The following is a 14,989-nucleotide window of genomic DNA, read 5'->3' as shown; positions in this document are numbered from 1 at the left end:
GGTTTCAATATGAGTGTGATTTTAGGCAGTATATCAGAAGGTTTATTGTGGGGATTATTAGCTATGGGGGTCTACTTGACTTACCGGATCCTAAATGTTGCGGATATGACAGTTGAAGGTTCATTTGCCTTAGGTGCTTCCTTAGTTTCACGATTAATTTTTGAATTTGCGATGGCACCATGGCTTGCCACGTTATTGTCTTTTGTAATAGGTGCTAGTGCCGGCTTAATTACAGGTTTATTACATACAAAATTGAAAGTTCCGGCATTAATTGCTTCGATTATTACAATGACTGGGTTATACTCCATCAACCTACGAATTCTAGGTCAAGCAAACTTACCTTTATTGAGTCAAAATACTTTAGTCACCCAAATGCGTCAATTCATCCAAGATAAAACATTAGCTGTGATTGTCATTGGGATCATTATAGTTGTTGCTATCGTCGCATTATTAAAATGGTTCTTTGACACACAAATTGGTTTAGCTATTCGTGCAACAGGAGACAACTACATGATGAGTGAAGCGAATGGGATTAATACTGACTGGACCAAGATTATTGGCTTTATGGTAGCCAATGGATTGGTTGGGTTATCTGGTGGCTTACTTACGCAAAATAATGGGTATGCCGATGTAAATATGGGGGTAGGTGCGATGGTTATTGGTCTAGCCTCAGTCGTCATTGGAGAAGCGATTGGTAAGAATTTAACTTTTGTGAAACGTCTATTAGCCATTGTACTTGGATCAATTATTTACCGAATGCTATTACTACTAGTGTTAGAATTAAACTTCAATCCAAACGACGTCCGTTTATTCTCAGCTTTAATTCTAGCGATAGCACTTGGTGTACCAGCAGTACGTAAACATGGGAAGAAAGTTGTAAAGAACTCACTTACAAGCAAAGAAGCATAGGATAGAGGGGAGAATGACCAATGACTAGCGTATTAACATTAGAAAACATCCGTAAAACTTTTGAAGCCAAAACACCAAATGAAAACCACGTATTAAAAGGTATTGATTTAGAAGTAGAAAAAGGCGATTTCATTACCATAATTGGGGGTAATGGGGCAGGTAAATCAACTTTTTTAAATTCAATTGCTGGTTCACTGTTAGTTGACCAAGGATCTATTAAGATTGAAGAGAAAGATGTTACGAGTTTGACAGCGAATAAACGTGCAGGATTGGTATCACGCGTATTCCAAGACACCCGCATGGGAACTGCCAGTCGATTAACCATCGAAGAAAATATGGCCATTGCAGACCGCCGCGGACATAAATTTGGCTTTGGTCGAGGTGTCAACAATAAGCAACGTGAGGCTTTTAAAGAAGCTTTGAAATTATTAGATCTCGGCTTAGAAAACAGATTAACGGCTGAAGTTGGTTTATTATCTGGTGGACAACGACAAGCGTTAACTTTACTGATGGCTACACTGAAAAAGCCAAAGGTCTTACTACTAGATGAGCATACAGCAGCCTTAGACCCCAAGACATCTGATATGGTATTAAAATTAACTGAAGAAGTGATTGAACGCGACCAATTAACAGCGCTGATGATTACCCATGATATGGAACAGGCAATTCAAATGGGTAACCGGTTATTAATGATGGATAATGGACGAATCTTGATTGATATTCGTGGTGAAGAGAAGAAACAACTGACTGTACAACAATTATTAGATATGTTCAAAAAGCAATCAGGTAGAGCATTAAACGATGATGCTTTAATACTTGCTTAAGTTAGACAACTATATACCAATAAAATCTGTCATGAATAGATATTCATACAAAAAAACCATCAAGCATCTTAAAATGTGCTTGATGGTTTTCTCATTTAAAGCAAATTATTTTGCTTCGATTTCATATTTTTCACCGATTGCTGCTAAACGTGCTTCGATTTCATCGTGTGACCAACCTTTAGCTTGTACATAGCGATTGCGTGGATGAACACGACAATCGTGTGTACAACCACCAAGATATTTTTCTTGGTTTTCTTCAGAGGCTAAGATTTGCTTATTACATTCTGGGTTACCACAGTTTACGTAACGTTCACAAGGGCTACCGTCGAAGTAGTCTTTACCAACGATTGAAGGATCTACACGGTTGATAGGGACTGAAATACGTTCATCAAAGACATACATCTTACCTTCCCATAAATCCCCACGTGTTTCATCATCTTGACCATAGTTTTCAATACCACCATTTAACTGGCTAACATTTTCGATCCCTTCGCGAATCATCCAACCTGAAAATTTTTCGCAACGAACACCACCAGTGCAGTACACAAGAACTTTTTTGTCCATGAACTTTTCTTTATTTTCACGAACCCATTCAGGCAACTCGCGGAAGTTACGGATGTCGGGGCGAATGGCACCTTTGAAGTGACCAAGATCATACTCATAATCATTTCGTGTATCCAATAGCACAACATCTTCATCTAACATAGCTTCACGGAAATCAGCTGGGTCTAAATGCGTACCAGTTAATTCATTAGGATTTAGATCATCTTCTAAGTTTAAAGAAACAATTTCTTTGCGGTAACGTACAAACATTTTCTTATGTGCATAGTCATCCGCTTCATTAATTTTGAACCAAAGGTCAGAAAATTCTGGCATCGCATGCATATGATCCATATAGCGTTTTGTCACTTCAACTGGACCTGAAACAGTACCATTAATACCTTCTTCGCTAATCAAAATCCGACCTTTTAAGCCGATTGACTTACAGAATTGTAATTCGTCTTTTGCGAACTGTTCGGCATCTTTAATCGGTACGTATTTATAATAAAGTAGTACCTGGAAATCATTATTACTCATTTTTTATTCCTCCATCATATTGCAGGTATGACTGCGAGTTTTTTACGGATTACATTATAAGACATAAACTAGCAACAAACAAGTACTATATTTGTTTCATAAGTTTAAAAAAGCGGACAAGTCTATTTTTACAGCTATAAAACATGCTATAATGAGATAATGAAATATGGGTCGATTACATTTTTTCTTTGTAGATCGTTAGTAGAGGTTAGTTATGAATCATAAAGGAACCAAAACAATAGAAACTAAGCACCTATTGTTACGTAAATTCAAAATAAATGATGCCAAAGATATGTTCAAAAACTGGGCAGGTAATAGGTCAGATACAGCATTTGTTACCTGGGAGAAACACCAATCGGTTTCTGATAGTAAAGATTTGTTGGAGAAGTGGGACAAACGTAAAGATCGTAGTAAAACCTACAGATGGTGTATAGAAGAGAAAGCTTCTGGTGCAGCAATAGGTGAAATTGTTGTGACAGAAATACACAAAGATACCCAAGCTGCAGACTTGGCATTCTGTATGGGGAAAGCTTATAAAAATAAAGGGTTAGCCAAAGAAGCCCTAGAAACTATTGTGCATTTTCTTTTCAAAGAAGTACAAATGAAGCGTCTATCATTCGATCAAGATAGCCGTAATACTGCAGATAGAGAACTTGCTACTGCGTTAAACTTTGAATATGAAGGACTACAAAAAGCAGCCTTAGCGAATAATTCAGGCATTTCAGATAAGGCCTTATATGGCGCTATTAGACAAAATGGCAGCCAATCCAAATAAAAAGGTATGTGATATTTTCTATCACATACCTTTTTGTCGGCTACCAGTATTATAGCACTTTGTCTAAGAATGATTTTGTACGGTCATTTTGTGGATTGTTGAAGATAGTTTCAGGTTTACCTTCTTCAACGACATAACCACCATCCATAAAGATTACGCGGTCAGCAACTTCACGCGCAAAGCCCATTTCGTGTGTGACAACAACCATGGTCATACCTTCTTTAGCAAGGTCCTTCATAACGTTTAATACATCACCGACCATCTCAGGGTCAAGCGCTGATGTTGGTTCATCAAATAACATAATATCTGGATTCATTGCTAAAGCACGGGCAATAGCGACACGTTGTTTTTGACCACCAGATAAGGAATTTGGAAAAGCTTCTGCTTTGTCAGCTAGTCCAACTTGTGCTAATAAAGACAAGGCTTGTTCTTTACTAGCGTCCTTTTGTGTCTTACCTAATTCTGTTGGTGCTAGCGTAATATTGTCCAAAACGCTTAAATGTGGAAATAAGTTAAAGTGTTGGAATACCATACCAATATTTTGACGCGCTTTATTAATGTCGATAGATTTGTCCGCAATATTTGTGCCATCAATTAAAACTTCTCCACCGTTGATCTCCTCTAAACGGTTTAAACAACGTAAGAATGTTGATTTACCAGATCCTGATGGACCGATAATGCAAACGACTTCACCTTGGTCGATAGTTAAATCGATACCTTTAAGTACCTCATTTTTACCAAAATTTTTCTTTAAATTATTTACAATAACTTTTGCAGTTGCTGTTGTTTCAGCCATTTTCTCATCCCTCTCGGATTTCATTCTTATTCATCTATTCGTATATTTTCGATTGATAAATTTAATGGTATTTTAATTTGAAATCGTCACTTTGTCAACTTTTATCACAAGGTTATCATTTAGCGATGACATTCGTATTCACTAATTGCTTGAAAAAGGGTATTTTGTTATATTTTGTATATTAGATTTGGCTAGAGAGGAAGGTAAAAAATTGAAAAAAGTGTTAAATGCTGTAGACATTCAGCAACTATTTGTCATAACATTGGGCACACTCAGCATGACGATTGGATTATATTTCTTCATGGTGCCTGATTCTTTGGTTGGTGGAGGTACAGGTGGTATGGCACAAGTTTTAGCGCCATTTATTCCGCTACCTTATTCAGTGATCCTTTTTGCGATTAATATCATTTTACTCGTTATTGGTATCGTGGTGATTGGAAAGGAATTTGGTGGTACAACCCTATACTCAGTGATCTTATATTCAGGTTTTTATGCCTTATTCGAACGATTTGTCCCAATTTCCGGGTCACTGGCAGATGATCCTTTAGTGAACTTAATTCTAGGGCAGGTCTTACTTTCAACAGGTGTAGGATTAGTTTTTAATGCTGGTGCGACGACAGGTGGAGTAGATATCATTGCGAAAATCATGAATATGTACTTGCCTGTGACCTTTGCTACTGGCGTAATGATCTCTGATTTAACGATTCTTTTAGCTAATATGCTGGTATTCGGGATCGAACGTGGGTTATATGCAACAATAGGTGTGCTATTAGGAAATGTAGTGATTGATCGCGTCATTACAGGGGGCTCTGCCCGCTATAACGTGAACATCACCTCTGAGATTTCTGGACAAATTAACGATTTTATTTTAACAGATATAGGCCGGGCGACTACTATCTATAGTGCTAAGGGTGGTTATACGAAGAGGGCGCGGGCAGTGATTACAACAGTAGTTGACAGGGAAGAATTGTTACGTCTGAAAAATTTTGTTACTGAAATAGATAGCAATGCTTTTATGTATGTATCACCAGTATCTGAGGTTACGGGACGTGGCTTCTCCTTTGAAGTAAGGCCAAAACAGTCTAGAATTGCGAAAATAAGAGAACGAGCACTAAAAGGAAAGGAAGTTAACAATAATAAGAATTAATCATTTTATGTAATAATCATGTATAATAAGGCATATATCATTAAATGATTACAACATGAACGGAGGGCTAGTGTGAGAACAGATGAATTATATTCAAAGTTGATCAATTTAGGATTTATAGAAAACTACTATGTAGCTAGCAAAGAATACAAGGACGGGTCAAAGCATCGGATATTAAAAATTTATGATGATGATTCTAAACTAGCTGAAGTAGCTTTAGACCAACCATATATGATCCGTACAACCTATGAAGGGTTTGAGGCAAGAAATGAACTGGAGAAACAAGCCTTATTAAATTTACTCATCAACTATGCACAAACCCCAATCGAAAGCCGTCAATCAGCCCTATATTTTGCTTATTATCATGATTTAAATAATATTGTGCACTTCATTAAGCGTCTGCGAAACAAACGTTTAACAGACGATATGATTCCATTAGCGTATTTTACAACGTTAACACCAGAACAAAGGGAGAGTTTCTTATTCTCAATGTCAGAATTTGAGGATTTTCCAGAAGCATACCGACCGCGATTTACCCCAGATTCATTCGTAAAAGTTATTTCTTATGAAGAATTTTCACAAAATATCCATGATCGCTATAATTTGGATATGCCTGAAGAAGAACCATCTTACAGCAGGGCAGATGAAGAAGATGATAATGAAAGTATGAATAGCGAAGAAAACGGTCGGACAAATTTTAGTGAAATCCATGATGTTTTGGATTTTAGAAGAAATGATGAAGAGGATAAGCCTGAGTAAAATAAGAGATAAAAAAACAGAAGCACGGTATTTAGGATCTTTTTCCTAGATATCGTGCTTCTGCGTTTTATGAACTTAAATTTATTTAAAGTATGGTCTGTGTACTTTGTTGCGCATATTTTTTAGGAGAAGTATGATAAACTTTCTTGAATGAACGGTAGAAAGTTGAATAATCTCCAAATCCCGATGCAGTGGATACATCTTGTAAGGACATCTTATTGCTATTCATATTATTAATTAATTGTGCAGCATAGTTGGCACGTTTTTCAATCAAGTATTCATGGAAATTTTGGTTCATTTCTTTACGGAATAATTTTGATAAATAATATGGCGAAATATCAAATACCTGGGTAATTCGGTCTAATTGTAAATCAGCTTCTCTAAAATGCTGATCTATGTAGTAAATAATGTGACTAAAATGTTTGTCATCTTTATAGTTACCAGATAATGATGGGATTTTCTTAGCATGGTAGACATTCATCAACGCATGGTATAGGTGATAAGCAGTTACAAAGGCAGTTTCGTCTACCTCCTCATCACTATAAGTAAGTATTTTATTTAAATGCGTAATGGTCTTATCTAGATTTTCTTTATCTAAACGGTAATGACCTGGTTCATTATAAAAGCGACTGATATCTTCATAAAGATGATCATTTACCATAGCATATTGATTCATCAACTTCTCAGGCACCATGCAGATATAACGGGTGTTATTAATGCCTTCTTCACTAGACATCAAATGCGGAACGTTAGGTGGAATGATCATAATATCACCATTGTAGAGTGTGTAGCCAGTATCGTTTACTATAAACTGACATTGGTTCCCTAAGTAGATGAGAATTTCAAAATGATCATGATAATGCATACCCGCAGTAATCCTAGAATATTCTTCAAGATCTATATCAACGAGTTCGAGTGATTCAATATTATTATAGGATTTACGCATCATTGTACGTCGCTCATCATGATAGCTGAGGGATAAGTGTGTCTGAAATGTATTAACGGCAATTGCTTCCAAGAGTTCACCTTCTAATTTATTTATATATATATTTTGTACTTTGCAATATTTAACCTGTTATCTTAGTTTACTAAATTTATCCAAATAGTTTCAAGGCTTTTTATAATTTAATTTTAAGACCGCTATAATGGCGTAAAAATACGATAAAATATGTTATAATTTTATTGGTAAATAAGGTCTTTGATAACCATATCCAATTTTAGTTAGATGCAATAACGTACTTTTACAAGAAGTAAGCATAATGCCAATATCGTTATCTGATAACTTTTCAGCTATGGAGCTAAAGAGATGCTAAAGGGTTTTGGTTTCAATAACATAGAAAAAACAGTACAATAAAATTTGGTGTAATGAAGAATTTATTTTATGCTGAAATTTATTGCTTTAGGAGACGAGCTTATGGATAAGGACCAAGAAAAACTTATACAAAGAATTCAAGCTGTGCCAACAGATGATTACAGCTATTGTATTCAAGTTATCTCAAAAATTTTAAGAGATAACCACAAACTCACCGGTGATGAAGCATTTATTGAAGCTTTCAATGAAGTCATGATGGATAAATTCCCAAATGAATTTACAGATTATAATCAAATGATTGCTGAAATTAAAATGCAAGATGATGCAGAGTTCGTTAAGCGAATTCGTGGTATTATGGCAGTTGATCCAGTTCGGGCTAATTTTGAAATGTCTTTATATATTCGCCGGATGGAGGACGACTTTGACCAATTCACACCAAAGAAAAATGTTAAAAATTTAAGTATTTATGATGAACTAGACCTTTTCCAATTTATCTATAATAATGATACAGGTTTAGAATTAGCACCCACCACGCGTGATTATGCGGGGATGTATGTGGAGTATGCTAAAGTGCAAATTAAAGCGAATGAATGGCGGGAAGCTATTGATTCCTACCAACAGGCACTCTTATGGAATCCATATGCTGTAGATACCATTTATGCATTAGCTGAGTTATATCAAGAGATGGAGCAGTATGGGATGTCATATCCAACTGTTTTAAATGGCTTAACCTACTCTTTAAGGGTTGAAGATTTGGCATATGGATTTGCTTTAATTGGTGACTTTTATTATCGAAAAGAAGACTTCGAAAAAGCTTATATGTTATACCACATTTCCTTAATGTGGAATGAAAATAATAATGCCAAAGCAGGGTTAGAAGTCTTAGAAGAGTTAGGGCCTGAGTGGCCAGAAGTGCTAGAAGGGGAGGACCAGGAGGCCTTTCTAGACGAACTAGGATTGAACAATTATCCATCCATGGATATGTTAACGGCTTTAAAAGAATCCGCTTTTCGATTTAATGAACATGATCAATATGAAGCTGCCTATGAATATTTAGCCATTTATGAGGATATTTTAGGCAACGTTGATCCCCAAGTTACCGCAGTCTTAGACCAGTTAGAGGCTGATCATCCGGACTTATTGATGGCAGAACACGATCACGGTTCAGACCATGAGCATGATCAATAAAACACAAAAGTGTATCAGACGAGACCTATGACCTATGCGTTTTAGATCTCGTCTTTTTGTTAAAAATAATCCGTGTTAAAACCCTCCTTATGATATAATTGTTCCGTATAAAAATTGAACGCCTGCCGTAAAGGAGAATGTTATGATACCTAGATATACTCGTCCTGAAATGGGACAAATCTGGTCACAAGAGAATAAATATGCATCTTGGTTGGAAGTTGAGATACTTGCGACTGAAGCGTGGGCTGAGTTAGGCGAGGTGCCACTTGACGATGCTAAAGCGATTCGAGAAAAAGCCACTTTTGATGCCAAACGGGTTGAAGAAATTGAAAAAGAAACCCGCCATGATGTTGTCGCTTTTACCCGTAATGTGTCTGAATCATTGGGTGAAGAACGAAAATGGGTACATTATGGCTTAACTTCTACCGATGTTGTAGATACAGCTCAAGGATACCAATTGAAACAAGCGAACGATCTTATTCGTAAAGATTTAGACCGGTTTTTACAAGTATTAAAAGCTCGTGCTATTGAACATAAATATACAGTGACTATGGGACGTACTCATGGCGTCCACGCTGAACCAACGACATTTGGTTTGAAAGTTGCACGGTGGTATTCAGAATGCAAACGGAATATCCAACGTTTTGAAACGGCAGCTCGGGGTGTTGAAGCAGGAAAAATATCAGGTGCTGTGGGTACCTATGCTAATGTACCGCCTTTTATTGAAAGTTACGTGTGTGAGCATCTAGGTATTCACCCTCAAGAAATTTCTACACAAATTTTACCACGCGACTTACATGCAGAATACATCTCTTCATTAGCCTTGATTGCGACGATGATTGAAAATATTGCGACAGAAGTTCGCGCATTACAAAAGTCGGAAACCCGCGAAGTGGAAGAATTTTTTGCCAAAGGTCAAAAAGGGTCAAGTGCTATGCCACATAAACGAAACCCAATCGGTTCAGAAAATATGGCCGGTTTAGCGCGTGTTGTTCGTGGTCATGTCATGACAGCTTATGAAAACATTACATTATGGCATGAAAGAGACATCTCGCATTCCAGTGCAGAACGCATTATTTTACCTGATACAACCATCTTAGTCGATTACATGTTAAATCGTTTCGCCAATATCATGGAAAACTTAACCGTCTTTCCTGAAAATATGAAACGTAATATGGATGCAACGCATGGCTTAATCTATTCTCAGCGGGTATTACTAAAACTAGTAGATGCAGGCTTGTCACGTGAAGCAGCTTATGACTTAGTACAACCACTAACAGCTATTGCATGGGACGAAGGTAAAAGCTTTAAAGGCCTTATTGAAACCAATGCAGAAATTATAAGGCACTTAGACCCTGAAGCAATAGATGAGGCCTTTGATTATCATTATCATATTCAAAAAGTAGATGACATCTTTGAAAAACTTGGTTTAATTGAAGATTAGATGATACACCTATTCTTAACTATCTAAAAAAGGAGAATCTTACGATTCTCCTTTTTTAGGTACCTCATGTGGTCTAATATGATAATGTTTAATGAAGGCTCTATAGAAGTTACTATAATCATTAAAGCCAGCTTTTTGCCAGGATTCAGTGATAGATAAACCACTTTCAATAAGGGAGTAAGCATAGCCCAATCTTAAATCCAATATAAATTGATAAATAGTTGAATGGAAATAGGGTTGGAATACCCGGTTAACAGTTGAAGTGGAAATATCGAACTTATCTGCAATATCTTGTAGGGTTAAATCTTTTCGATAGGAATCTACAATAAAATGTTTAATTTCATAAGCTAGAATTTCTCTCTCTGACATCTCTAAACGATTCTGTTTAGAGGCAGATGACAGTCTATAAAGTTCAAGGAAAATGGTCGACACAATGCTGAAAACCATTTTCTTTTGAATAGCGTCTTCGGGCCGTTTTAATTCCAATTGCAATTGAATCAAAGTTTGTAGTAGATGTTGCCAAGTGACAAATGAAAAGCTGAAAACATGTGGTTCATCAAATATTTGCTTTACTTCGGGCGTCTCTACAAAGTCATTCGCAATGGCATCTATGTAAGGCTCACCTAGAGATAAAAGGTAAGCGTACACTTTTTCCTCAGAGGGTTTAGTGGTCTCTTCTTGGTGCCCCCCATTTTTATCCGGTAAGATCAACCGTCGCATAATGGGTTCCGGAAGCACAATAATTTGGCGTACAGAGACGTCAATTTTCTTGTCTGCTAACTCAATAGTGAAGGGTTTTAAGGAAATTAAAAGTTCATTTCTATGGAAAGAAGAGCGATTATAAATGTCAACCATTTCTTGATCAACTTTTTTTAGTTTGATTCTAAATGGCAATGTTCCAGTTGGCATAAATCAAAACTCCTATTATATATTCAATCTAGCTATTACTGATAAGCTGAGAAAATAAGAAAGGGTGTGCATTAATACAATACACACCCATTTAATATACCACAGTTTAGCTTTTAAATGGAAAGCCTAAATCAAATTTAACCGTGTCATTTCAGCTTCAAGGCAAGCTACGGTTTCTTCTTGCGCGGGAACTAATGGTAAACGAACTGAACCAGTATCAAAACCAAGCATAGATAACGCTTTTTTGATAGGAATTGGATTTGGTTCGCTGAATAAAATATCAATTAATGGTTTAAATGTCGTCTGCAATTCAGCAGCTTTTTGATAATCACCATTAAGAGCATAGTGGGTCATTTCGTGGACTTGTTTAGGCGCGATGTTGGCCAATACAGAGATCACACCTTGTCCACCTAAACTCATCAAAGGAATTACAGTGTCATCATTTCCAGAATAGACATCAAAATCAGGCCCTACATGAAAGCGTGTATCCACAGCATTTGCTAAATCACCAGTGGCATCTTTAAGGGCTACAATATTATCAATATTCTTTAATTCAGCCAATGTTTTAGGCGCAATTGACATGCCAGTACGACCAGGTACATCGTATAAAATAATCGGTGTAGTCTTAATGGCATCTGCAATAGCACCATAGTGGGCTAATAAACCAGCTTGACTCGTCTTTAAATAATAGGGTGTTACTGATAAAATGGCATCGGCACCAGCAGCTACACAGTCTTTGGTTAATTGAATGCCGTGAGCAGTATCATTAGACCCAGCACCAGCGATTACAGGTACACGACCATTTACTTGTTCAACACAAAACTTCACTAGTTCAACTTGTTCTGCATCGGTTTGGGTAGAAGCCTCACCAGTTGTTCCAGCAACAACAATTGCGTCGGTACCATTTTCAATTTGAAATTCGATTAAATCGGTAAATACGTCATAATTGATATTTTGTTCTAATGAATTATCGTAAGGGGTAACAATTGCTACCGCAGAACCTTTAAAAATTGACATGAGCATCCTCCTATATTTGTGCATACTATGTAAAAGACTGAATGAATAAACGATTGTATAGTTAAAGCATAAAAAAGGCAGACAAGAGCCACTCTCTTTGTCTACCTAGGAAATCGTGTCAAAAAATACCGATAAAGTCCTACAACCCTAACAGTTTTAATCCCTAGTATTAGACAAGCGCTCCGCACCTTAATGGGCATTAAGGTTTGACAGGAATAACCCTATTCAGTATTATCCCCAACACAGAAAACTGCATTTCGGCACAACCACCTTTCACACTTCGTTACTGATTGGCTGCGCAACCTCTATATCTATACTTTCTATTCGTATAATCATTAGTTTAAAACTAACATGATAATGAGTTAAAGGCAAGTGATAAATGAAAAAACTATTAGATTTTAAAAAATTATTTCATTTTCTTCTTTTTTGTTAAAGTATATTCTCTTGGTAAACGCGGACTTAAATTCGTTAATACCTCGTGAGCAATGGTACCGGCATGATGCGCAACATCAATCACATCAATCGTTTGATCACCATTTGTACCAATTAAAGTAACTTTTGTGCCAACAGGCATTTCATGTGGTAAACGGATGATCATTTGATCCATGCAAATTCGCCCGACGCTTGGACACAACTCACCATCAACGATTGCGTTCAAACCTAAATAACTTCTTTGCCAGCCATCTGCATAGCCAATTGGTAGCGTAGCGATCCATTCATCTTCACTGGCTGTATATTCGGCACCGTAGGAAATGGTATCACCAGCATGCATTTTTTTAACATAGATGATTTCTGTTTCTAAAGTTAATGCTTGTTGGAAGTCAACTGGCGATGCTACATCTTCCATACTAGGCTTCGATCCATATAAGCCAATGCCAAGTCGAACAGCATCCAGCGCTTTCTCCGGATGCCATACGCTCAAGGCAGAATTTGACTGATGGAAGAGCGGGGTATAGCCTAAAGCTGAGTAATCTAATTGACTAAGGATATCATCGAAAAAGTCTGATTGTGCTGAAACTTTATCCTTACTATGGTCAGTAAAGGAATCCGCCGTCGCATAGTGGGTAAAAATCGAAGCTAATTTAAATTTTTTAGGGTGTTTGGCAATATAATTAATGATTTTTTGTGCTTCTTTAACGGTACGAACACCAATTCTTCCCATACCAGAGTCTATTTTTAAATGAACATTTAATTTATGAAGACGTGAGAAATCCTTGTCATGTTTCTTCGCATATTTAAGATAATCTAAATTAGATACAGTTACGCCAATTTCTAAGTTGGCTAATAACCAAGCGTCATCCGGGTCAGTTAGACCGAGAACCATGATAGGTGCAATCATACCAGCATCTCGTAACGCGATAGCTTCATCTGCTAAAGCAACAGCAAATCCGTCTACACCACGAGCTTGCAAAGCGTCTGCAATTTCTACAGCGCCTAAACCATAGGCGTTCGCTTTGATAACTGCCATGACAGCTTTATTACCGACATGTTTTTTTACGGCGAAATAATTATGGATAATCGCATCTAGGGACACGATAGCCTTGCTAGGGCGATGATAACCAATGGTCATAGTTAAAACCTCTCTTTAATCATATAGATAAATAGCTATTGAATGGCATATACTACACACATGTCACTCAATAGCTATTATAACACTTATTATCTATTACGCCCATGAAGCATGTTGTTTAAGTATTATCAGTAATTGAAATTTGTAGAAATTCTGGTACATGACGGTTGTAAGCTTTGACCCAGGGTATAACACGATGTCTTGGGAATAAGTACTCAATACTTACAGAGATAATTGCGCCTAGGAATGTATCCAAAATGCGTAATAGGGCATAAATGTATTGATTTTCGGCAGGAATATTAAAGACAATTACCAAAAAAGTGGCACTCCCTCCAATCACACCTTGAGGATTATTCAATAACAAATTTGTTTTAATCGTGATCATAATGCCTAAACCGGCTAAAAGTGCTGTAATTAAAAAATGTTTTGGTAACAAATGACTTAAAAAAATAAAAATAATAGAGGCGAAAGCACCACACACGATGGATAGTGTTCTGTGCAGTCCAAAAGATAGTGAAGTATTGATATCTGCTCTTTGAGAAAATACTGCCGATAGTGCAGCAATTTGTGGATCGATTGGAATAAAGGCTGAAATGAGGACAGCAGAAAATACACTGAAGGCCGTTTTTAGTGTCCGCATGCCAATATGGAATTTTTCTTTCACTATTAAGCTCCTTTAACGGGGAATATGGCCACCCCTTAGTCTACAATTTGAATTTTCTTGTAAATAGATTATACTAAGAATACTTGATAAAATGAATAAAATTTAAAGGTGGTGTATTAGGTGAAACGGCAAACATATCGCCAAGCCAAAAAAGCGCTTGAACGCGAGAAAAAGTATAACCAAAAGCATTATGGCAAATCTTTTTCAGATAACTTAAAATCTTCAGTACCTGAAACCACACTCACACAGGATACTACTGAATTTGATATTGAGACGTTTGCAGAAACACCAGTACCAAAAGAGACCTTCCAAGACTTAGATACAAATGAAATCTTCTTTGAGAGACAAAAACAAAAACAGTACTTTTGGTCAGGGGCCGGCAATGATACACGAAAAATTTTAGTATGGATTATTCTAGCATTAGCAATTTTAGCTGTCGCTTTGTTAGGGCCAAGAGTATTTGAATATTTCCAACTGATTTTTAAATAGTCACTGCAAGGCGTATAAATCGTAAAATGATTGTTTAATCAAAGAAGGTGAGACAAAAGTCGTTTAGAATTGACGTACTGGACCAAAAGACGAGCAATAATGAAATATT

Annotated in this window: 15 protein-coding genes and 1 riboswitch; of the genes, 8 read left to right on the top strand and 7 right to left on the bottom strand. The window is 36.7% G+C overall.

The window, feature by feature from the left end; genetic code table 11:
- Positions 1 to 9: 9 nt before the first annotated feature.
- Both CJ191_RS05280 and CJ191_RS05275 read left to right on the top strand, forming a co-directional pair.
- Positions 10 to 909 carry an ABC transporter permease gene (locus CJ191_RS05280; protein ID WP_070469204.1) on the top strand — a complete coding sequence of 300 codons (900 nt, stop codon included), beginning with the start codon at positions 10 to 12 and terminating at the stop codon, positions 907 to 909.
- A gap of 20 nt (positions 910 to 929) precedes the next feature.
- Positions 930 to 1,733 carry an ABC transporter ATP-binding protein gene (locus tag CJ191_RS05275; RefSeq protein ID WP_102199192.1) on the top strand — a complete coding sequence of 268 codons (804 nt, stop codon included), beginning with the start codon at positions 930 to 932 and terminating at the stop codon, positions 1,731 to 1,733.
- Between the two features lie 105 nt (positions 1,734 to 1,838).
- Here CJ191_RS05275 and trhO read toward each other — a convergent pair whose 3' ends face one another.
- Positions 1,839 to 2,810, bottom strand: a complete 972-nt coding sequence (gene trhO / locus CJ191_RS05270; RefSeq protein ID WP_102199191.1) for an oxygen-dependent tRNA uridine(34) hydroxylase TrhO — start codon at positions 2,808 to 2,810, stop codon at positions 1,839 to 1,841.
- 214 nt (positions 2,811 to 3,024) lie between these two features.
- On the opposite strand from trhO, the gene CJ191_RS05265 reads away from it, so the two are divergent.
- Entirely contained in the window at positions 3,025 to 3,585 is a 561-nt protein-coding gene (locus CJ191_RS05265) for a GNAT family N-acetyltransferase (protein ID WP_070469201.1), read from the top strand.
- Positions 3,586 to 3,634: 49 nt separating this feature from the next.
- Here the strand turns inward: CJ191_RS05265 and CJ191_RS05260 are convergent, their stop codons facing one another.
- Complete coding sequence (locus CJ191_RS05260; protein WP_070469200.1) at positions 3,635 to 4,381, bottom strand: amino acid ABC transporter ATP-binding protein; 747 nt, start codon at positions 4,379 to 4,381, stop codon at positions 3,635 to 3,637.
- A 220-nt stretch (positions 4,382 to 4,601) separates the two neighbouring features.
- Here CJ191_RS05260 and CJ191_RS05255 point away from each other — a divergent pair, with 220 nt between their 5' ends.
- A complete protein-coding gene (locus tag CJ191_RS05255; RefSeq protein ID WP_246819087.1) occupies positions 4,602 to 5,528 on the top strand; it encodes a YitT family protein in 927 nt (308 codons plus the stop codon).
- Between the two features lie 72 nt (positions 5,529 to 5,600).
- A complete protein-coding gene (locus tag CJ191_RS05250; protein ID WP_070469198.1) occupies positions 5,601 to 6,287 on the top strand; it encodes a hypothetical protein in 687 nt (228 codons plus the stop codon).
- An 85-nt stretch (positions 6,288 to 6,372) separates the two neighbouring features.
- On the opposite strand, the gene CJ191_RS05245 is transcribed toward CJ191_RS05250, so the two are convergent.
- Positions 6,373 to 7,305, bottom strand: coding sequence for a helix-turn-helix domain-containing protein (locus CJ191_RS05245; RefSeq protein WP_246819028.1), 933 nt, complete (start codon positions 7,303 to 7,305; stop codon positions 6,373 to 6,375).
- Positions 7,306 to 7,701: 396 nt separating this feature from the next.
- Between CJ191_RS05245 and CJ191_RS05240 the strand changes: the two genes are divergently transcribed.
- Positions 7,702 to 8,787: a tetratricopeptide repeat protein gene (locus CJ191_RS05240; protein WP_257994129.1), complete on the top strand. Its 1,086-nt coding sequence runs from the start codon at positions 7,702 to 7,704 to the stop codon at positions 8,785 to 8,787.
- 142 nt (positions 8,788 to 8,929) lie between these two features.
- Positions 8,930 to 10,231: an adenylosuccinate lyase gene (gene purB / locus CJ191_RS05235; protein ID WP_070467585.1), complete on the top strand. Its 1,302-nt coding sequence runs from the start codon at positions 8,930 to 8,932 to the stop codon at positions 10,229 to 10,231.
- Between the two features lie 39 nt (positions 10,232 to 10,270).
- Here purB and CJ191_RS05230 read toward each other — a convergent pair whose 3' ends face one another.
- The 4 genes from CJ191_RS05230 to CJ191_RS05215 all read right to left on the bottom strand — a co-directional run bounded on the left by CJ191_RS05230 (position 10,271) and on the right by CJ191_RS05215 (position 14,391).
- Entirely contained in the window at positions 10,271 to 11,140 is an 870-nt protein-coding gene (locus tag CJ191_RS05230; RefSeq protein WP_102199189.1) for an AraC family transcriptional regulator, read from the bottom strand.
- 126 nt (positions 11,141 to 11,266) lie between these two features.
- A complete protein-coding gene (gene dapA / locus CJ191_RS05225) occupies positions 11,267 to 12,157 on the bottom strand; it encodes a 4-hydroxy-tetrahydrodipicolinate synthase (protein ID WP_102199188.1) in 891 nt (296 codons plus the stop codon).
- Between the two features lie 167 nt (positions 12,158 to 12,324).
- A riboswitch (Lysine riboswitch) is annotated at positions 12,325 to 12,473 on the bottom strand.
- A gap of 90 nt (positions 12,474 to 12,563) precedes the next feature.
- Positions 12,564 to 13,727 carry an alanine racemase gene (gene alr, locus CJ191_RS05220; RefSeq protein WP_102199187.1) on the bottom strand — a complete coding sequence of 388 codons (1,164 nt, stop codon included), beginning with the start codon at positions 13,725 to 13,727 and terminating at the stop codon, positions 12,564 to 12,566.
- A 118-nt stretch (positions 13,728 to 13,845) separates the two neighbouring features.
- Positions 13,846 to 14,391, bottom strand: a complete 546-nt coding sequence (locus CJ191_RS05215) for an FUSC family protein (protein ID WP_102199186.1) — start codon at positions 14,389 to 14,391, stop codon at positions 13,846 to 13,848.
- Positions 14,392 to 14,511: 120 nt separating this feature from the next.
- Between CJ191_RS05215 and CJ191_RS05210 the strand changes: the two genes are divergently transcribed.
- The gene (locus CJ191_RS05210; RefSeq protein ID WP_070467593.1) at positions 14,512 to 14,880 is read left to right on the top strand and encodes a hypothetical protein; all 369 of its coding nucleotides are present in this window, start codon (positions 14,512 to 14,514) and stop codon (positions 14,878 to 14,880) included.
- The last annotated feature ends 109 nt before the right edge of the window (positions 14,881 to 14,989 follow it).

The organism is Aerococcus viridans (assembly GCF_002871935.1).
Lineage (GTDB): Bacteria > Bacillota > Bacilli > Lactobacillales > Aerococcaceae > Aerococcus > Aerococcus viridans_B.
This window is presented reverse-complemented; position numbering and strand designations above follow the sequence as displayed.

Excerpts from the sequence above, each read along its gene's own strand:
- CJ191_RS05280 (WP_070469204.1), top strand. The coding sequence starts at position 10 with ATGAGTGTGATTTTAGGCAGTATATCAGAAGGTTTATTGTGGGGATTA.
- CJ191_RS05275 (WP_102199192.1), top strand. The coding sequence starts at position 930 with ATGACTAGCGTATTAACATTAGAAAACATCCGTAAAACTTTTGAAGCC.
- trhO (WP_102199191.1), bottom strand. The coding sequence starts at position 2,810 with ATGAGTAATAATGATTTCCAGGTACTACTTTATTATAAATACGTACCG.
- CJ191_RS05265 (WP_070469201.1), top strand. The coding sequence starts at position 3,025 with ATGAATCATAAAGGAACCAAAACAATAGAAACTAAGCACCTATTGTTA.
- CJ191_RS05260 (WP_070469200.1), bottom strand. The coding sequence starts at position 4,381 with ATGGCTGAAACAACAGCAACTGCAAAAGTTATTGTAAATAATTTAAAG.
- CJ191_RS05240 (WP_257994129.1), top strand. The coding sequence starts at position 7,702 with ATGGATAAGGACCAAGAAAAACTTATACAAAGAATTCAAGCTGTGCCA.
- purB (WP_070467585.1), top strand. The coding sequence starts at position 8,930 with ATGATACCTAGATATACTCGTCCTGAAATGGGACAAATCTGGTCACAA.
- CJ191_RS05230 (WP_102199189.1), bottom strand. The coding sequence starts at position 11,140 with ATGCCAACTGGAACATTGCCATTTAGAATCAAACTAAAAAAAGTTGAT.
- dapA (WP_102199188.1), bottom strand. The coding sequence starts at position 12,157 with ATGTCAATTTTTAAAGGTTCTGCGGTAGCAATTGTTACCCCTTACGAT.
- alr (WP_102199187.1), bottom strand. The coding sequence starts at position 13,727 with ATGACCATTGGTTATCATCGCCCTAGCAAGGCTATCGTGTCCCTAGAT.